This window comes from Pseudophaeobacter sp. (assembly GCF_039971195.1).
Taxonomy (GTDB): domain Bacteria; phylum Pseudomonadota; class Alphaproteobacteria; order Rhodobacterales; family Rhodobacteraceae; genus Pseudophaeobacter.
Genome location: NZ_JBDWPJ010000050.1, coordinates 1 through 16,929, shown reverse-complemented (window position 1 = coordinate 16,929; position 16,929 = coordinate 1). Strand labels below are relative to the sequence as shown.

Below are 16,929 nucleotides of genomic sequence, written 5' to 3'. Positions count from 1 at the left end.
GAGAACGGAGAAATCATAGGTTCAGCAACAGATCTGGTGCGGGAAGCCATGGAGGCAGCAGGGGTCCCCTACACGATTGAAGTTTTGCCCTGGGCGCGTGCCTTCTCGACTGCACAAAAGACTCCGGACACCTGCGTGTTCACCACAAATATCACAGATAAACGTCGTCCTTCGTTCAAATGGGTCTCGCCGCTCCTGGCCAACCAAATGGTTCTGGTAGCCCGCGCTGACAGCCCGATCTCGATCACCTCTCTTGATGACGCACGAGCCTATAGCATTGGCACCTACAAAGACGACGTTGCCGAAACCTTTATGAAGGACGCGGGCATGAACATCGTGTCCACCCCAAAGGAAGAGTTGAATATAAAAAAGCTCAAGGCTGGCCGCATCGACCTTTGGGTGACCTTCCGTGAACGGCTGAACCTATTGAATGATCCAGAGCTGGCGGAGGTCTTTATGGTGCAGGAAACTGTAGCAGGAATTGCGTGCAACCTGGAAGTTGACGATGCAATCATTTCCAGCATTCAGCAAAGCCTGGATACATTGATTGCAAGCGGACGTACCGCTGAGATCAATCAACGATATAAGTAAGCTATTGCTTCAACAATCTGGAGAAGGGCGGGTATCCGCCCTCCATCCGCCATCAATCCTTTGACCGGCTATTCCGCTTTGAGATCCACCCAGACAGGTAGATGATCCGAAGCGATATGGGCCGGCTGCGCCAGATGCACATCTGTGCGGGCGGCTTTCAAGCCTTTGCTGAGCGCAATGCGGTCCAAAGGGGCCAGGGGGCGGATCGACGGAAAGCTAGGCTTTGCAGGCAGAAACTGCATCTCAGGCGCCAGCGAAAGGAAGCTGGGCTGACGTGCCCAATCATTAAAATCTCCGGCCCAGACCACGGGCATGTCGGTCCAGTCACGGCTGTGTTGCACCATTTTCAAAACCTGCTCACGCCGCGCCCCGCCGGTTAGGCCCAGATGCACGCCAAGCACGCGGAATTCACCAATCTGGGTACGAAAACTGGCCCAGACCCCACCGCGCGGTTCCAGCCCTGGGAGCGGCAGATGCCCCTGACCGGTCAGCTCGATCCCCAGCCCGCCTTTCCACAGTATAGCGTTGCCGTGCCAGCCCAGTGACCCTGCCCCGCCAAGATCCACCGCTTGCCAGCCTGCCTCGTTGACCACAAAATGTGGCAAGGCCGCCGGGCGCGGCGCCAGGCGTTTGTCCGCTTCTTGCAGTAAGACGATTTGGGCACCGATCTGTTCGATCACTTGCAGAATGCGGCGCGGTTTGCGACGCAGGTCCAGTCCGATGCATTTTTGAATATTGTAACTGGCGAGTCTGAGCATTGGTTTTGACATTGGACATCCCAAAGTTTCCCTACTGGAAATGCCTCATATCATCGGGGAAAACCAGCAAACATATGCGCGCAGTCAATTCCCGGCGGGTTTCTGCGTTCAAACAAAAGCGTGCCCTCCCGCCCCCTCCTATTGCATTAAAATGCAACAGCAGCGGTTTGGGGGTGGCGCCGTGCCTGTGGCACGGCGCCACCCCAACGGGAGGAAGGCTTTTGTCAAAAAAAGCCTGAGGACGGGCGGGAGCGCTTCCTTGAGGTCGCTTTCCCTCAGGTGCCACAAAAGGTTGCCGTGACCACTTCACTCTGTGACGGCGGGCGGCGCAGATCTTCGCAATTGGCCTGTTTCTGGAACGGCGTAGAAAGGGTCGTGTTCAAACGTTCAAACAGCGCAAAATCACCAGCCACCGCCGCCGAGATCATCTCTTCGATCCGGTGGTTGCGAGGGATGTAGATTGGATTGCTCAGCCGCATAACCGCATCCGGGTCCTGCTCAGCTTTGCGGCGCTGCATCCAGCGTTGCCGCCAGGCCTCATAGGCTTCTGGGTTCAAAAACTGATCCTTTGCAGAACCCTCTGTCATGGCCCGAAACGTATTGGTGAAATCCGCCTGCCCCTCGGCCATGACCTCCAGAAGATCCGAAATGAGATCCAGATCATCTCGCGCTACGGTGACAAGGCCGATCTTTCGTCTAAACAACCGCAGCCATTCCGCTTCGATCAAGGACGGCATTGCGTGAATAATTGCCGTGGCTTCCTCGACCGCGGATTGCGGATCCTCCAGCTGCTGGATCAGCGCCGTGGCCAGCTGGGCCAGATTCCAAACCGCAATATTGGGTTGATTGGCATAGGCATAGCGCCCCGTCCGATCGATGGAGGAAAACACCTGTTCGGCGCGGTACTGATCCATAAAGGCGCAGGGGCCATAGTCGATGGTCTCGCCCGAGATGCTGCAATTGTCGGTATTCATTACCCCGTGAATGAAGCCAACCGACATCCAGGCCGCAATCAAACCCGCCTGTGCATCCCGCACCGCCCGCAAAAGCCCCAAAGGCCCCTCGGCCTGCGGATAGTGCCGCGCGATGGCATAAGTCGTCAGAGTTTTCAGCGCAGCGATTTCTCCGCGGGCAGCAAAATACTGAAAGGTTCCAACCCGCAGATGGCTGGCAGAAACCCGGGTTAAGACCGCCCCCGGCAAGCCGCCCTCACGCCAAACCGTGTCGCCAGTTGCAACCGCCGCCAGCGCGCGGGTGGTTGGGATGCCCAGGGCATGCATGGCCTCAGAAACCAGATATTCCCGCAACACCGGCCCTAGCCAGGCGCGACCGTCGCCCTGGCGCGAATAGGGCGTGCGCCCAGCGCCTTTGAGCTGGATATCATAGCGGCGACCCTCGCGCCCCAGCACCTCCCCCAGCAAAATGGCGCGGCCATCGCCCAATTGAGGATTATAGTTGCCAAATTGATGCCCTGCGTAGACCTGTGCCAGCGGCTCAGCCCCCTCCGGCAGTTGATTGCCAGCAAAGGTCACGGCCATTTCTTGCAGATCACCACTTGTCACCTGAAGCAGATCTGCCAGGATCTGATTGAAAGCAATCATTCGTGGAGCAGCCACCGGTTCCGGCTGCTGGGGCGTGAAGAAACCAGGGCCGAGCTTGGCGAATGTATTGTCAAAGGGGATGTGCAAAACCATGGCGCAAGGATATGACACGAGAACAAGAATACCAGAGGGAAGATCGGGTTAGCCATGACTGCAGAAGAAATCATTACAAAACTGCAACTCGCCCGCCACCCTGAGGGCGGCTGGTACCGTCAAACCTGGGTGGCCGAGAACGACGGCCGCCCCAGTGGTACCTGCATCTACTTTCTGTTGCGCGGCGAAGAAGCCAGCCATTGGCACCGGGTCGATGCCACCGAAATCTGGCTCTACCACTCTGGGGCACCTCTGGTGTTATCGCTTGCGGCAACTGAGCAAGGCCCAGCGCGGGAGCATCTGCTCACGCCTGATATCACGGCCGGAGAGCCACAGCTTATTGTCCCTGAGGGCTATTGGCAGGCCGCCCGAAGCACCGGGGATTACACATTGGTCAGCTGCACAGTCTCTCCGGGTTTCCAATTCGAAGGGTTTGAGCTGGCGGCACCTGGCTTTGACATTCCCAAGGGCTAAGTCTCATTCGCAGCCGACACCTAGTCCCTTCCCCCCACTGGAGACACACTTTTGACCCTGCGTGATGATCTCGCCAACCAAGGTCGCGCCTGGATACGAAGCGCCCTTACCCATGACGAGCTTAACCAGCTGAGGCATCTTGCGGAACTGGGGCAGCGCCCCGGGGCGCGGGTTCCAAAACCTTCACCGCTGTTTGAGGCCCTGGAGCAAGCTGACTTCAAAGCGCAGCTGCAGGCGTCTTGGCCCGGGACACGACCGCTGCGTCTGCTCTCCTTTGACAAGGCCGGATCCGTCAACTGGGGCCTGCCCTGGCACCAGGATCGAGTGATTTCGGTCGCGGAGCGACACGACAGACCCGGCTATTTGAACTGGTCGCAAAAGGCCGGTGTCTGGCACCAGTTTCTGAGACTGTGAACCGCCGCAAGAACTGCTGCAGAAAATGCTGTTCCTGCGCATCCATCTGGATCACAATACCGCTGAGAACGGCGCCATGGAGATTGCCCTCAAAAGCCATTGTCGTGGCAGCATTCCCGCCAATGAGGCCGACAGGGTGGCAAACAACTTGGCGCGGGAACTCACCCTGGCCGCCCCCGGAGATGTGCTGATCTTATCGATGCTGACACTGCGTCGGTCGCGCCCCTCCACCTCTGATCAGCGCAGGCGAGTGCTGCGCGCCGACTATGCCGGTTTTGACCTCCCTCTGCCACTTGCCTGGGCGCGATAGAAGCGCTCAGCCCAGAGCATCCAGCGTAGGCAGACGCCACCGCTGATTTCACCGCTTGGCCGCAGAGGTTATTCATTCAGGCTCAGGCTGGCTGACGATGCCACCACCAACACAGGCGCTCACCCCGGTGGTGCCAGGGGCTGAAGTTGGCAAACCTCTGGCCACTCGCACAGCCAGATAGGCAAAGGCCTGCGCCTCCAGCATGTCGCCGTCCAGCCCTACTTCCTCGATGGTCTGAACCGGGCAATCCAAGGACACTTCCAGCATCTGCATCAGCACTGGATTGCGCCGCCCGCCTCCGGTCACCAGCACAGTCGAGGGCCTCTCGGGGCAGTGCTCCATCCCCTGCGCCACCGAGGCTGCACACATGGCGGTGAGCGTGGCCATGGCATCGGCGTCACTCAGCTCTTTCACCAGACCGATCATCTCCGAGAAATCATTGCGGTCCAGTGACTTTGGCGGCATCTGGGCAAAGTAAGGCTCAGCCAGAAACAGCTCCAAGGCGCCAGCTTCTACGGTGCCGTTGCTGGCGATCCGCCCTTCTGCGTCATAGGGCAACCCCAATCGCGCCTGCATCAGATCATTGATCGGCGCATTGGCCGGCCCGGTATCAAAGGCCAAAAGCGCGCCGAGATCTTCCGGGCGTTCAAACCGTGGGTCCACATAGGTAAGGTTACCAACCCCGCCGAGGTTCAAGAAACAGATCGGCCCGGTGGCTTCAATGTATTTGGCGCAGGCAAAATGAAAGAACGGCGCCAGCGGCGCGCCCTCACCGCCCATCGCCACATCATCGGAACGAAAATCCCAAACCACCGGCAATTTCAGCGCTTCGGCCAGCGCCGCCCCATCCCCCACCTGCAAGGTCCCCTGCAGGCGCGGAGCATGGGCCAGGGTTTGGCCGTGGAACCCAACCAGATCGATACCCTCAACTCCTGACAGTGCCTGCAGATGCGCCGCCTGCGTTACCTTGGTTGCGGCCTCGACCTCGGGCCCGTGCCACAGGCCCAGGGCGGCGCGCAGAACTTCCCGCTCTGCTTCACTGTAGGGATGATACCCGCTGACACCAAAACCGCGGATCCGCTGACCATCTGTTTCCAACACAGCAACATCCACCCCATCCAACGAGGTGCCGCTCATGGCGCCTAAGGCGCGCGTGGTTCCGGATTTCGCCAGCTTGCTGCTCATCGATTGTCCCGTTTCATTGCATTCGTGTCAGGGCAAAGCGCCCCAAATCCTCACCAGGATTCGCGCCCCCTGCATAGCAGCCCCCTTCGCCCCCGCAAACAGCTGCAAAATAGTCCCGAAAAACAGGTTCCATGTGAAGGCTTTGCACCTTATACAGCGGGGCGCAAACAAAAGCCGAGGCATGTTATGACCTACCACCCTAAATCGGACTTCGTCGCTGTCATGATGGAACGCGGGTTCCTTGCTGATTGCACCGATTATCAAGGCCTTGATGAGGCCCTGATGCAGGGTGTGAAACCTGCCTATATCGGCTTTGATGCCACCGCAAAATCCCTGCATGTGGGCTCACTGATCCAGATCATGATGCTGCGCTGGTTCCAGAAAACCGGCCACCAGCCGATCACCCTGATGGGCGGCGGTACCACCAAGGTCGGCGACCCTTCGTTCCGCGCCGATGAACGCCCGCTCCTGGACGAAGCGGCAATCAACGAAAATATCGCGGGTATCCAAAAGGTCTTTGCCTCCTATATCGACTACGACAGCGATGCGGCGAACAAGGCCCTGATGATCAACAATGCCGAATGGCTGGATGATCTCAACTACCTAGAATTCCTGCGCGATATTGGCCGCCATTTCTCGGTCAATCGCATGCTGGCCTTTGAATCGGTAAAGTCGCGCCTCGATCGTGAACAAAGCCTGAGCTTTCTTGAGTTCAATTACATGATCCTGCAGGCCTATGATTTTCTTGAGCTGAACCGCCGCTATGGCTGTGTCCTGCAGATGGGCGGCTCGGATCAATGGGGCAATATCGTCAATGGTATCGACCTCACCCGCCGTGTATTGGACAATTCGATCTATGGCTTGACCTCGCCTCTTCTGACCACTTCAGATGGCAAGAAAATGGGCAAGAGCCAAGATGGCGCCGTCTGGCTCAATCCGGAAATGCGCTCGCCCTACGAATTCTGGCAGTTCTGGCGCAACACCACCGATGCCGACGTCGGCCGTTTCCTCAAGCTCTATACCGAGCTGCCAGTGGAGGAATGTGACCGGCTTGGTGCGCTGGCAGGTTCCGAAGTTAACGCAGCCAAGGTGATCCTCGCCAATGAGGTGACCAAATTGCTGCATGGCGCTGAGGCCGCTCAGGCCGCCGAAGCAACTGCCCGCGAAGTCTTTGAAAAGGGCGGCGTTGGCGATGACCTTCCAACACTTTCCTTGACGCCTGTGGATCTTGGCGATGGTATTTCCATCGTTCAGTTGATTGTCAAATCCGGCCTGGCCAAATCAGGCAAGGATGCCAAACGGCTGATCAATGAAAACGGCGCCAAGCTGGATGATAAACCGCTGAACGATGCGGGCCTGATGATTGATGCTGCTACGCTGTCCAGCCCAATCAAACTCAGCGCCGGCAAAAAGCGTCATGCCCTTGTGCGGCTAAAAGACTAGGCAGGATTGCATATAGAAGGCAGCCGCCCCCTTTGCGCGTGATCTTATTGAAAGCAGTCAACCACTTAACGTTGAGGGGGCTTTGCCCCCTCGCGCCTAGGGCGCTCACCCCCAGGATACTTGGGGCCAAATGAAACCCCAAACGAACGCCCTTTTTTTCCTTTGGCCTTAAATATCCCGGAGTGTGAGGCAGAGCCTCACAAAAACAACCAATCCACCAAGCTCAACACTAGAAAAACCGGCACCGATAATACACAGGCCAGGGCAAAGGCCGCAGACAAGGTGACCCGTGGGTTTGGCGCGATCTTGCCTAGAACAGGAACATGCTTTTTCATGCCCACATTAACCATCATTTAGGTTTCTGATTGGTAAATGGGAGCATGCTGGATTTTCATACCTCCCTCTCCTCATCCACCATTCTTCCACAGGAGAGCTGGCTTCGCCCGCTGCAGCAAACACCCGAGTTTCAACGCGCCCTGTCAGCCTGTGGGCAAGCCACAACCGTCTTGCCAGAGCTGAACCATACCCTGGTTACCAAACGGCGTTTTTGGGGCGGGGTTGAGCTGGCCATGATCAACCGCGCGCCTCTATCTTGTCCTCGACATCTGACCGAGGCCCTGCATGCAAATGGTCTTTCTCGCACGCCGTTTATTCTGTCGCCAGATCGCCCTACGCCAAACCTGGGCACAATAGGCGCCCTGCCCTTGATCTGCCCGGCCTCCACCGCAGTGTTGGATCTCACAAAATCTCGGCCACAGCGCCTGGCAGGCTTGCATCAAAAATGGCGTAATCGTCTGAACCGGGCGAGGGAAAACCAGCTCAGGGTCAGCCGTCAAAACATGCCTTTGGATGCCAATCACTGGCTGTTCAGCGCTGATCTCGCCCAGCAGCAGCAACGCGGATACCGCAGCTGGCCCATTGGCCTGACCCTGGCCTATGCCAAGGCAAATCCCGGTCAAGCCAAACTGTTCCAGGCCTTTGAGGGCAAAGAGCCGCTGGCTGCTATCCTCATCCTGCGACACGGCAATACTGCCACCTATCATATCTCCCACAGCACCCAACGCGGCAAACAGCTCTCAGCCCATAACCTGTTGATCTGGGAGGCCTCCAATTGGCTCGTTTCCAAAGGCTGCCTGCAGTTGGATCTTGGCCTGATCAACACCGAAGAAGCGCCAGGATTGGCCCGCTTCAAACTTGGGACTGGGGCGCGCCTGGTCAAACTGGGTGGCACCTGGGCTCTCTGGCCACCGTTAGGAAAGCTGCTCACACCTCTAGCGCGGTTGGACGCAAAACGCATGAGTGCAAGGTCACACTAAACAGGCACTGGACAGGACGCTAGACAGGCGGCTGGGATCTGGTATTTATTGAACAGATGTTCAGATACCTTGAGGACCACCGCCCATGAAACTTGCACAGACCTGCGCCATTGTCACCGGAGGCGCCTCAGGACTTGGCGAAGCCACAGCACGCCATTTTGCCAGCAATGGCGCCCAAGTCACCATTCTGGACCGCGACACTGAGCGCGGCCCAAAGGTCGCCGCAGAGATTGGCGGACATTTTGTCCAGACGGATGTCACCGATGAGGCCTCGGTTACTGCAGCCGTGGCCTATGCCGTTGAAAAAATGGGTCGAATTTCGGCCTGTGTGAACTGCGCTGGCATCGCCTATGGCATCAAAACCATTGGCCGCGATGGCGCTCACCCATTGGACGCCTACCAGCGCACCATCGACATCAATCTGGTTGGCACCTTCAATGTGGCCCGCCTGGCCGCGGTTGAAATCGCCAAGAACGAACCCGAGCCAGATGGCGCCCGTGGGGTAATCATCAACACCGCCTCCATCGCTGCCTATGACGGTCAAAAAGGCCAGGCCGCCTATGCAGCCTCCAAGGGGGGAGTGGTCGGCATGTGCCTACCCATGGCGCGTGACCTCGCCTCCAGTGGCATCCGGGTGATGACCATCGCCCCTGGTATCTTCATGACACCAATGCTGGCCGGCCTGCCCGAAGAGGTGCAACAGCAGCTCGCCGCAGATGTGCCAAACCCTGCCCGTCTGGGTGATCCGGCCGAATATGGCCAACTCGCAGGTTTCATCGCCGAGGCAGGCTATCTCAATGGAGAGGTTATCCGCATCGACGGTGCCCTGCGCATGCGGTGACCTTTCTTAATGCGCAGGGCCGGGTCAAGGGCTGCATAGCAGCCGCACGCCAGCGCGGTTTACCCTTGACGCGGCCCTGCGTCTCAAAAACTTGCAAAGGCGTCTTTAGGGGCAGCCCTGCCCCTAAAGCGCTTCCCCAGCCAGTCTCTTTCTTTTGCAGCGCGCAGCGCTGCCCGGCCCAAGCCCACGGGAAGGGGCCAATAGGCCCCTTAGGGCGCGGGAGCGCTAGCCTTCGGCGCGTTCTTCCAGTAGCAGCCATTCCTCTTCGCAAGCCGCAAGCTGCTGCTGACGTTCAACCAGGGCCTCGCTGGCCTTTTTGAACTTTACCGGTTCGCGAGTGAACAGCGCGGGATCAGCCATCAGCTCTTGCAGCTTGGCAATTTCCTGTTCCAACCGCTCCATCTCGGCGGGCAGCGCCTCCAGCCGGTGTTTTTCCTTAAAGCTCAGCCCATCTTTGGCCGCTACGGCCTGCTTGACCTTTGCTTTCTGAGCTTTTGGTTTATCAGAGCTTTTTCCCTTTTCCGCGCCGGGCAATCCGCCGCGCTGGCTGATGTAATCACTCCAGCCCCCCGCGTAGGCGGTTGCCTTGCCGTCGCCCTCCATGGCGATGGTGGTGGTGGCGACCCGGTCGAGGAAATCCCGGTCGTGGCTGACCAGCAAAACCGTGCCCTCATAGGCATCCAGCAGCTCCTGCAGCAGATCCAGCGTCTCAACATCGAGATCATTGGTAGGCTCATCAAGAACCAACAGGTTGCTTTGCCGGGCCATCAGCCGAGCCAGCAGCAGACGTGCCTTTTCACCCCCCGACAGGGAGCGCACCGGGGCGCGGGCCTGGGCCTCGTCGAACAGAAATTCCTTGAGATACCCCACCACATGTTTGGGCACCCCGCGTACCATGACCTGATCCGCCTTGCCAGAAATTCCCAGCAAAGGGTCCGAGGTCAGGTTCTCCCAAAGTGTCGCATTGGGGTCCAGCTGGTCGCGGGTCTGATCAAAAAGGGCGATTTCCAAATTGGTGCCGAGCTTGACGGATCCAGCATCCGGCTCAACCTGCCCAAGCATCAGTTTCAACAAAGTTGTTTTGCCCGCCCCATTGGGACCAACAAAGGCAATCCGGTCACTGCGTTGAACCTTCAGCGCAAAGTCTCGCACGATTTCCTTTTCGCCAAAACTCTTGCTCAGACCTTCGACCTCGATCACCTTGCGGCCAGATTTTGGCCCAGCCTCCAGTGCCAATTCAGCCGCGCCCTGGCGGTTGATTTGCGCCGCACGCTGGTCCTTGAGGTCATGCAGCGCCCGTACCCGGCCCATATTGCGCTTGCGCCGGGCGGAAATACCCTCAACCGCCCAACGGCTTTCGCTTTTGATCAGCCGGTTCAGCTTGTGGCGCTGCTGGTCTTCTTCTTCCCAAATCTTGTCGCGCCAGGCCTCAAAGCCTTCAAAGCCCTTTTCCTGGCGGCGAACCTGACCGCGATCAACCCAAAGCGTCGCCCGGGTCAGCGCCCGCAAAAAGGCCCTATCGTGAGAGATCAGCACATAGGCGGCTCGGGTGGATTTCAGCTCCGCTTCCAGCCAAGTAATGGCCTCGATATCCAGATGGTTGGTGGGCTCGTCCAGCAGCATCAGATCCGGGGCTTCTGCCATCAGTTTGGCCAAAGCAGCCCGGCGCCGTTCTCCGCCTGATGCAGTGGCGACTGGGCGATCCGGGTCAAATTTCAACCCTTCGCCCGCACGCTCCACCTTGTACAACTCGCCCGGGTCAAGACCGCTGGCGGCAAACTCCCCCAGGGTGGCAAACCCTTCCATCTGCGGGTCCTGCTCCATATAGCCAACTGAGCGCCCCGAAGGCACCACGATCGTGCCCTTGTCCGCTTCAACGAGCCCGGCCATGACCTTCATAAGGGTGGATTTTCCCGAGCCATTACGCCCAACGAGGGCGACCCGGTCGCCGGGTTGCACCACCAGATCAAGGTCTGAAAAGATAGGATCGCCGCCAAAGGTCAGGGAAATCCCGGTCATCTGCAAAAGAGGTATACGTGCCATGACAGCCAGCTAAACCGCGCGCGGCCCAAGGTCAACGCTCTGCCCTTCAGATCACTTCGGATCAGCCACCGCGCGCAGAAGCCTCTGGCGGGCCGTTGGGATTGCCTCTACCTCAAGACCAGTAAAGACATGGCAGGTGTTGAGATCCCGATCGATGACCACATGGTCGCTCACACAGCCCCCCAAGACCAGATAGCTGCGCAGCAGCGGCGGCAATTGCGCCTGCGCTTGTTTCAGGTCTGGCTTTTGCCCAGCGGGACGGTCTTTTAGCAGATCGACAAAACGCCTTACCTCAGGAGCCTTTACCTGCGGACGCCAGTCTGGCGGCGCCAGATGACGCCGTTGCAACAGCGAAAAGGCTTCACGATAGAGTTCCGGGTCGGTGCCTTCAAAGGAGGAACACCCAAAAAGCAGCGAAACCTGATAGTGATCGACCAGCCGCGTCACCGCGCCCCAGGCCAGGCGCAGAATATCCGGATCTTGCCGCTCTGGTGCAATACAGAATCGCCCCAATTCCATCCAAGGCGAGGACCTAGGGGCTAGATGGGAGAGCTGATAAAACTGCGCACAGTAGCTGTCCGTCAGGGTATCCCCAACCTGAAACAACCTGATCCGAAATCCGCCGACCAATGCGCCCGAAGCACATTCGTCGACCAGTATGTGCTCACACTGCGGGTCAAAGCCATCCAGGTCCTGAATATCACGGTGAAAGCAGCGTTCTCGCAGTTGGCCAAACGCCGCCAGCTCGCTGGAACTCCTCGCCACTCTTGCTTGGTAACGTCCCTTCGCCAGAAGCAGCCCCCGACTGCTCAAAATCGAAGCAAGAGGATCCTCAACATGTCGAAACACTTCGACCCTCCCCACCTTTCGTTTTGCCTCAGGGCCTGCGCTTCACTGTGATGCTAGCGCCTAGGTTCCTTGCATTCATCCCTCGAGCGGTTGACCCGAAGGTTTCAAACCATTCAGGTCACATCACTCGATAAGCGACCCTGGATTAAAGTTGCCGAGGCTACCCAAAAGCTGACGCAGGAATGTTTTTTCCTCGACAGTGGAACTGGTGACCCGTCGCTCCAGCGGTATGACTTTTCCATCTTCGAGACTATAGCGTTCGACACCGGACACCACATCCCGAGAATCAAAGCTGATCGCCACCAGCGAGCGGGACACCGGTTTGGTTGCCCCAGCACCACGGGTGCGCATCAGAGTTGAGACGTAATAGTAACCACCATCATTCAAAACGCCCGAAGCAGTCGGAACGCCTATGCTTTCTGCCACGGTATCCTTGGTGTCGACGCCGACAACCACTTCCGCAAGCTGTTCTTCGGTAGGGGTGTAGCCGTGTTTTTGGTAGATCGCCGTACAGGCCGCCAAAGCACCAGCGGTAACCGCCAAGGCAATATATTTCACCGCTGAAATCAGCCGGTCTTTCTGTGCACTCATGATGCCCCTCACAACACTGTCTCGCCTCTGGCTTGAACACGCCTTTGAACCCGATTACCTAATGCAGGCTTCCTGTTCAAGAAACGAAAGTTCCGACCATGACCGACAGCACCGCCCTGAGGGTGTCAGAATTGCCGCAGAACAGGGCAACAAGCTTTGACCTGCGCCCTGATGCCAAAACGCTTGAAACACTGGCGGATGAGCTCAATATCAAGGGCTTGCGCAAGCTGCGTTTCACTGGAACTGTTAGCACCAAAGGACGCCGTGACTGGCAGCTTTCTGCCACACTTGGAGCCACAGTTTTACAGGACTGTGTGGTGACTTTGGAGCCGGTAAGCACCCGAATCGATGAAAAAGTCGAACGGTTCTTTGTCTCTGACTTCTCTGAACCTGATGATCCCGAAGTGGAAATGGACGCGGATGAGCGGATTGAACCGCTGGAAGACACCATTGATCCCTCGGTGGTGATGATCGAGGCCCTGTCGCTGCTGATCCCCACCTACCCGCGCAAAGAAGGCGCGGAGCTGGGCGAGTCTATCTATAGCCAAGCCGGTGTTGCGCCGATGAAAGACGAAGACACCAAGCCCTTTGCCGGGCTCGCCGCCCTCAAGAATCAACTGAGCCAGGATGGCGAGAGTTAAAAATCTTTCAAATTTGGGTTTTCCGGGTAGCATAGCCCGGCGGCCTGCCTTAAAAAACAGCTTGCGCAGACGGAGATTCTCAGTATTTTCGCGCGCTCATCGGAATTTTTGGTTGGACATCGGACAGGCTGCGGCCTAAACGCTCGCCTACTGATCTAACGAACGAATGTGAAACGCGCCGCGGGCATGACCCCAAGGCCCCAAATACGAAGGTTGAGACATGGCCGTCCAACAGAACAAAGTATCCAAGTCGCGCCGTAACAACCGCCGCGCGCACGACGCTCTGGTTGCTGCAAACCCGAACGAATGCTCGAGCTGCGGTGAGCTGAAGCGTCCCCATCACGTCTGCCCATCCTGCGGCAACTATGACAGCAAAGAAATTGTTGCCATGAATGACGACGTCGAAATCGACGAAGACGCGGCATAAGTATCGCGACGATTACACTTTCTGCGGGGCGGATTTTGCATGACGGGTAAACCCGATCAATCAGTGGCAAATTCCGACCGCATTGTGATCTCGGTTGACGCCATGGGCGGAGACGCCGGCCCCACTGCTGTGGTGGCCGGTCTCGCCATGTCTGCCGACAAAAACCCCAAAATCGGGTTCTTGCTGCACGGCCCCGTCGCAGAGCTGAAGCCCCTGATCGCCAAAAAACGCATCCTTGATGGGCGGGTCGAAATTCGCGACGCCCAAAAGGTTGTCACCATGGACGACAAGCCCAGCCAGGTCATGCGCAACGGCAAGGGCACTTCGATGTGGGCCACAGTCGACGCGGTCAAAACCGGCGAGGCCGCCGGTGCGGTGTCCTGCGGCAATACCGGGGCGCTGATGGCGCTGTCGATGCTGCGGCTGCGCAAGATGCCCGGCGTCAACCGCCCGGCGATTGCCATTCTTTGGCCCTCAAGCAACCCGCAGGGCTTTAATGTGATGCTGGATGTCGGCGCAGATGTCCGCGCCGACGCGCAGGATTTGTTGCAATACGCCCTAATGGGTACTTCTTACGTGCGCAATTCGATGGATATCGCCAAGCCACGTGTTGGCCTGCTGAATGTCGGCACCGAAGAGCACAAGGGCCACGCAGAGCTGAAAGAGGCCCATGCGCTGATCGCCGAGAACGCCGAGAAGGCCAATTTTGATTTTGTTGGCTTCGTCGAAGGCAGCGATATTCCCGGCGATGCAGTAGATCTGATCGTCACCGACGGCTTTACTGGCAATGTCGCGATCAAAACCGGCGAAGGCACAGCTGGGCTGTTGACCTCTACGCTGCGGAAATCCTTTGAGCACTCGCTCCTGTCACGTTTGGCAGCTGTTTTTGCCTATACCTCGCTGGCCCGACTGTCCAAAAAGATTGATCCGCGACGGGTCAATGGCGGCGTCTTCCTTGGCCTCAACGGCACGGTGGTGAAATCCCACGGCGGTGCCGATGCCACCGGGATTTCCGCCGCGATCAAACTAGCCTTTCGGTTAGCTGAACATGGTTTTGCAGAAAAGCTGGCCGCACGGCTTGCATCTGTGGTCGAGCTTACTCAAAGTAATGCTGGTTCCCAGGATGCCGAGCATCCTCCCAAATAATACCAAAAGGCAGACCCAGAATGACGCGACGTGCAGTAGTTGTTGGCACCGGACATTATCTCCCTGAGAGAGTAGTTGAAAACGCGGAATTTGAGGCTTCCCTGGAAACAAGCGACGAATGGATTCGCTCGCGTTCGGGTATCGAACGTCGGCATTTTGCCGCCGAAGGTGAAACCACCTCTGACATGGCAACCGCCGCAGCGCTGGCAGCACTGGAAGATGCCGGGATAGAAGCCAAGGATGTGGACGCCGTTGTCCTGGCGACCTCTACCGCTGATCTGACCTTCCCCTCTGCCGCCACCATGGTCCAGGCCAAACTGGGCATGACCAACGGCTTTGCCTTTGACGTGCAGGCCGTCTGTGCAGGATTTGTCTACGCGCTGACCAATGCCAATGCCCTGATCGTATCAGGCCAGGCAGAGCGGGTTCTGGTCATCGGTTCCGAAACCTTCAGCCGCATCATGGACTGGAGTGACCGCTCAACCTGCGTGTTGTTTGGCGATGGCGCAGGTGCGCTGGTCCTGGAAGCCCAAGCCACAGCAGGCACCAAAGAGGATCGCGGCATTCTCTCTACCGACCTCAATTCCGACGGTCGTTACAAGGACTTGCTCTATGTTGACGGGGGGGTCTCCACCCAGAACACCGGTCATCTACGCATGCAGGGCAACCAGGTTTTCCGCCATGCGGTGGAAAAACTCGCCAAGACCGCAAACACCGCGCTGAAACGCGCTGATCTGACCACCGAGGATGTCGATTGGATCGTGCCCCATCAGGCCAATATCCGCATCATCCAAGGCACCGCCAAAAAGATGGGCCTACCGATGGACAAGGTTGTTGTCACCGTACAGGACCACGGAAACACCTCTGCCGCCTCGATCCCACTGGCGCTCTCGGTTGGCAAATCGCGCGGTCAGATCAAGGCCGGTGATCTCATCGTCACCGAGGCCATTGGCGGCGGTCTGGCATGGGGCGCGGTGGTGTTGCGCTGGTAGCACCGAAGCGGCGAAACAAGCCCCCCTGCAATTCATTGATATTGACAGGGAAATTCCCCTGCCCCTATGGTTTAACAAACATAGGGGATTAGCATGGGCGAAAAAACTCTTACACGTATGGATCTGAGCGAAGCTGTCTTCCGTGAGGTTGGGCTGTCTCGAAACGAAAGCGCACAGCTGGTTGAGAGCATGTTGCAACACATGTCCGACGCTTTGGTGATGGGCGAGCAGGTGAAAATTTCCTCTTTTGGCACCTTCAGCGTACGCGACAAATCTGCCCGCGTTGGCCGCAACCCCAAGACCGGTGAAGAAGTGCCCATCCAGCCGCGCCGTGTGCTGACCTTCCGCCCATCGCATCTGATGAAAGACCGGGTGGCCGACGGCAACCGTAAATAATGCGGAAAGCCTCTTAGAGGCTTTGGACCAGGCAAGCATTACAGCGCTCTTCCCAGGGCAAAATCATTGGAACTATCAAGATGTCAAAATCAGCGGACGCCTTTCGCACCATCAGCGAAGTCGCGGACTGGCTCGGCGTGCAGGCCCATGTCCTGCGCTTTTGGGAAAGCAAATTCACTCAGATTAAGCCGGTAAAACGCGCCGGCGGGCGTCGGTATTATCGTCCGGCCGATATGCTGCTGCTGGGTGGCATCCGCAAGCTTTTGCACAAAGATGGTCTGTCGATCAAAGAGGTCCAGGCGATTTTGCGCGATCTTGGCATTGGCCATGTAAGCGAGCAATCCCATGACCTTGATTCTGATGCGCCGCCCGCCGATGGCGCTCAGGACGGTGGATCGGGCTCCAAGCCCGGGCATTTTGACGCCTCGTCTCAGGGCGCCGATGCCTCAGCGGGGGCCGCGACGATAGAAGCCTCTACAAACCCAGCCAAAAACGCCGGGCAACCCTCCGCCTGGAGTGCAAATCCGCCGCTCGAAACCACGCCGGCCTCTTCGCCCGCAGCCGTTGAAACACCCCCGAAAATTGAAGCACCAGCCCCGGCGCCTGAACCAACTCTGCAGAAAGAAGCTACACCCGCTGCGGAGCTCGACACCCCCTCCCCAGAAGGTGATTCCACCGCTGCTGCCGAACCTGCGGCCCCCACAGAAAAGACCACCGACAGCGCAGCCATTGATGTCGTGCCGAGCGATCCAGCACCCCGGGTCGCTTCTGAACCTGAACAAATGCATATGGAGCTTGATCCAGAGCCCGCTGCCCCT

General features: G+C 58.0%; 20 protein-coding genes. 13 read left to right on the top strand and 7 right to left on the bottom strand.

The annotated features are described in order from the left end of the window. A partial coding sequence (locus ABJP42_RS04475) for a substrate-binding periplasmic protein (RefSeq protein WP_348338719.1) occupies positions 1-591 on the top strand: 591 nt, incomplete at its 5' end. Between the two features lie 68 nt (positions 592-659). On the opposite strand, the gene ABJP42_RS04470 is transcribed toward ABJP42_RS04475, so the two are convergent. After that, on the bottom strand, positions 660-1,361 hold the full coding sequence (locus ABJP42_RS04470; protein WP_348338717.1) for an endonuclease/exonuclease/phosphatase family protein: 702 nt from the start codon (positions 1,359-1,361) through the stop codon (positions 660-662). 263 nt (positions 1,362-1,624) lie between these two features. Then, on the bottom strand, positions 1,625-3,043 hold the full coding sequence (locus ABJP42_RS04465) for a protein adenylyltransferase SelO (RefSeq protein ID WP_348338715.1): 1,419 nt from the start codon (positions 3,041-3,043) through the stop codon (positions 1,625-1,627). A 54-nt stretch (positions 3,044-3,097) separates the two neighbouring features. Between ABJP42_RS04465 and ABJP42_RS04460 the strand changes: the two genes are divergently transcribed. Genes ABJP42_RS04460 through ABJP42_RS04450 form a run of 3 tightly spaced genes read left to right on the top strand, consistent with a single transcriptional unit; the run spans position 3,098 to position 4,241 of the window. Further along, the gene (locus ABJP42_RS04460; protein ID WP_348338713.1) at positions 3,098-3,517 is read left to right on the top strand and encodes a cupin domain-containing protein; all 420 of its coding nucleotides are present in this window, start codon (positions 3,098-3,100) and stop codon (positions 3,515-3,517) included. 51 nt (positions 3,518-3,568) lie between these two features. After that, a complete protein-coding gene (locus tag ABJP42_RS04455; RefSeq protein WP_348338712.1) occupies positions 3,569-3,931 on the top strand; it encodes a hypothetical protein in 363 nt (120 codons plus the stop codon). A gap of 25 nt (positions 3,932-3,956) precedes the next feature. Beyond that, positions 3,957-4,241, top strand: a complete 285-nt coding sequence (locus tag ABJP42_RS04450; RefSeq protein ID WP_348338710.1) for a phytanoyl-CoA dioxygenase family protein — start codon at positions 3,957-3,959, stop codon at positions 4,239-4,241. A 72-nt stretch (positions 4,242-4,313) separates the two neighbouring features. Here ABJP42_RS04450 and ABJP42_RS04445 read toward each other — a convergent pair whose 3' ends face one another. Then, entirely contained in the window at positions 4,314-5,426 is a 1,113-nt protein-coding gene (locus ABJP42_RS04445) for an anhydro-N-acetylmuramic acid kinase (RefSeq protein WP_348338708.1), read from the bottom strand. Between the two features lie 186 nt (positions 5,427-5,612). Here ABJP42_RS04445 and tyrS point away from each other — a divergent pair, with 186 nt between their 5' ends. After that, on the top strand, positions 5,613-6,869 hold the full coding sequence (gene tyrS, locus ABJP42_RS04440) for a tyrosine--tRNA ligase (protein ID WP_348338706.1): 1,257 nt from the start codon (positions 5,613-5,615) through the stop codon (positions 6,867-6,869). 197 nt (positions 6,870-7,066) lie between these two features. Here the strand turns inward: tyrS and ABJP42_RS04435 are convergent, their stop codons facing one another. Beyond that, a complete protein-coding gene (locus ABJP42_RS04435) occupies positions 7,067-7,222 on the bottom strand; it encodes a hypothetical protein (RefSeq protein ID WP_348338705.1) in 156 nt (51 codons plus the stop codon). A 27-nt stretch (positions 7,223-7,249) separates the two neighbouring features. On the opposite strand from ABJP42_RS04435, the gene ABJP42_RS04430 reads away from it, so the two are divergent. Continuing rightward, positions 7,250-8,185, top strand: a complete 936-nt coding sequence (locus ABJP42_RS04430) for a GNAT family N-acetyltransferase (protein WP_348338703.1) — start codon at positions 7,250-7,252, stop codon at positions 8,183-8,185. 85 nt (positions 8,186-8,270) lie between these two features. Beyond that, complete coding sequence (locus tag ABJP42_RS04425; RefSeq protein ID WP_348338701.1) at positions 8,271-9,026, top strand: 3-hydroxyacyl-CoA dehydrogenase; 756 nt, start codon at positions 8,271-8,273, stop codon at positions 9,024-9,026. Positions 9,027-9,251: 225 nt separating this feature from the next. Here ABJP42_RS04425 and ABJP42_RS04420 read toward each other — a convergent pair whose 3' ends face one another. From ABJP42_RS04420 to ABJP42_RS04410, 3 genes are all read right to left on the bottom strand, one after another. Beyond that, on the bottom strand, positions 9,252-11,069 hold the full coding sequence (locus ABJP42_RS04420) for an ABC-F family ATP-binding cassette domain-containing protein (protein ID WP_348338699.1): 1,818 nt from the start codon (positions 11,067-11,069) through the stop codon (positions 9,252-9,254). Positions 11,070-11,120: 51 nt separating this feature from the next. Beyond that, positions 11,121-11,834, bottom strand: coding sequence for a GNAT family N-acetyltransferase (locus ABJP42_RS04415; protein ID WP_348338697.1), 714 nt, complete (start codon positions 11,832-11,834; stop codon positions 11,121-11,123). A gap of 207 nt (positions 11,835-12,041) precedes the next feature. Beyond that, positions 12,042-12,509: an outer membrane protein assembly factor BamE gene (locus ABJP42_RS04410; RefSeq protein WP_348338695.1), complete on the bottom strand. Its 468-nt coding sequence runs from the start codon at positions 12,507-12,509 to the stop codon at positions 12,042-12,044. A 98-nt stretch (positions 12,510-12,607) separates the two neighbouring features. On the opposite strand from ABJP42_RS04410, the gene ABJP42_RS04405 reads away from it, so the two are divergent. The 6 genes from ABJP42_RS04405 to ABJP42_RS04380 all read left to right on the top strand — a co-directional run. Further along, positions 12,608-13,150 (top strand): YceD family protein, encoded by a 543-nt coding sequence (locus tag ABJP42_RS04405; RefSeq protein ID WP_348338693.1) that lies wholly within the window; start codon positions 12,608-12,610, stop codon positions 13,148-13,150. 220 nt (positions 13,151-13,370) lie between these two features. After that, positions 13,371-13,577 (top strand): 50S ribosomal protein L32, encoded by a 207-nt coding sequence (rpmF, locus tag ABJP42_RS04400; protein ID WP_027240639.1) that lies wholly within the window; start codon positions 13,371-13,373, stop codon positions 13,575-13,577. A 39-nt stretch (positions 13,578-13,616) separates the two neighbouring features. Beyond that, a complete protein-coding gene (gene plsX, locus ABJP42_RS04395; protein ID WP_348338691.1) occupies positions 13,617-14,723 on the top strand; it encodes a phosphate acyltransferase PlsX in 1,107 nt (368 codons plus the stop codon). 20 nt (positions 14,724-14,743) lie between these two features. Beyond that, the gene (locus tag ABJP42_RS04390) at positions 14,744-15,715 is read left to right on the top strand and encodes a beta-ketoacyl-ACP synthase III (RefSeq protein ID WP_348338689.1); all 972 of its coding nucleotides are present in this window, start codon (positions 14,744-14,746) and stop codon (positions 15,713-15,715) included. A 93-nt stretch (positions 15,716-15,808) separates the two neighbouring features. Further along, entirely contained in the window at positions 15,809-16,111 is a 303-nt protein-coding gene (gene ihfA, locus ABJP42_RS04385; RefSeq protein WP_348338687.1) for an integration host factor subunit alpha, read from the top strand. A gap of 80 nt (positions 16,112-16,191) precedes the next feature. Beyond that, positions 16,192-16,929 (top strand): MerR family transcriptional regulator (locus ABJP42_RS04380; protein ID WP_348338685.1); only part of this gene is annotated, 738 nt, incomplete at its 3' end.

Excerpts from the sequence above, each read along its gene's own strand:
- ABJP42_RS04470 (WP_348338717.1), bottom strand. The coding sequence starts at position 1,361 with ATGTCAAAACCAATGCTCAGACTCGCCAGTTACAATATTCAAAAATGC.
- ABJP42_RS04465 (WP_348338715.1), bottom strand. The coding sequence starts at position 3,043 with ATGGTTTTGCACATCCCCTTTGACAATACATTCGCCAAGCTCGGCCCT.
- ABJP42_RS04460 (WP_348338713.1), top strand. The coding sequence starts at position 3,098 with ATGACTGCAGAAGAAATCATTACAAAACTGCAACTCGCCCGCCACCCT.
- ABJP42_RS04450 (WP_348338710.1), top strand. The coding sequence starts at position 3,957 with ATGCTGTTCCTGCGCATCCATCTGGATCACAATACCGCTGAGAACGGC.
- ABJP42_RS04445 (WP_348338708.1), bottom strand. The coding sequence starts at position 5,426 with ATGAGCAGCAAGCTGGCGAAATCCGGAACCACGCGCGCCTTAGGCGCC.
- tyrS (WP_348338706.1), top strand. The coding sequence starts at position 5,613 with ATGACCTACCACCCTAAATCGGACTTCGTCGCTGTCATGATGGAACGC.
- ABJP42_RS04435 (WP_348338705.1), bottom strand. The coding sequence starts at position 7,222 with ATGATGGTTAATGTGGGCATGAAAAAGCATGTTCCTGTTCTAGGCAAG.
- ABJP42_RS04430 (WP_348338703.1), top strand. The coding sequence starts at position 7,250 with ATGCTGGATTTTCATACCTCCCTCTCCTCATCCACCATTCTTCCACAG.
- ABJP42_RS04425 (WP_348338701.1), top strand. The coding sequence starts at position 8,271 with ATGAAACTTGCACAGACCTGCGCCATTGTCACCGGAGGCGCCTCAGGA.
- ABJP42_RS04420 (WP_348338699.1), bottom strand. The coding sequence starts at position 11,069 with ATGGCACGTATACCTCTTTTGCAGATGACCGGGATTTCCCTGACCTTT.
- ABJP42_RS04410 (WP_348338695.1), bottom strand. The coding sequence starts at position 12,509 with ATGAGTGCACAGAAAGACCGGCTGATTTCAGCGGTGAAATATATTGCC.
- ABJP42_RS04405 (WP_348338693.1), top strand. The coding sequence starts at position 12,608 with ATGACCGACAGCACCGCCCTGAGGGTGTCAGAATTGCCGCAGAACAGG.
- rpmF (WP_027240639.1), top strand. The coding sequence starts at position 13,371 with ATGGCCGTCCAACAGAACAAAGTATCCAAGTCGCGCCGTAACAACCGC.
- plsX (WP_348338691.1), top strand. The coding sequence starts at position 13,617 with ATGACGGGTAAACCCGATCAATCAGTGGCAAATTCCGACCGCATTGTG.
- ABJP42_RS04390 (WP_348338689.1), top strand. The coding sequence starts at position 14,744 with ATGACGCGACGTGCAGTAGTTGTTGGCACCGGACATTATCTCCCTGAG.
- ihfA (WP_348338687.1), top strand. The coding sequence starts at position 15,809 with ATGGGCGAAAAAACTCTTACACGTATGGATCTGAGCGAAGCTGTCTTC.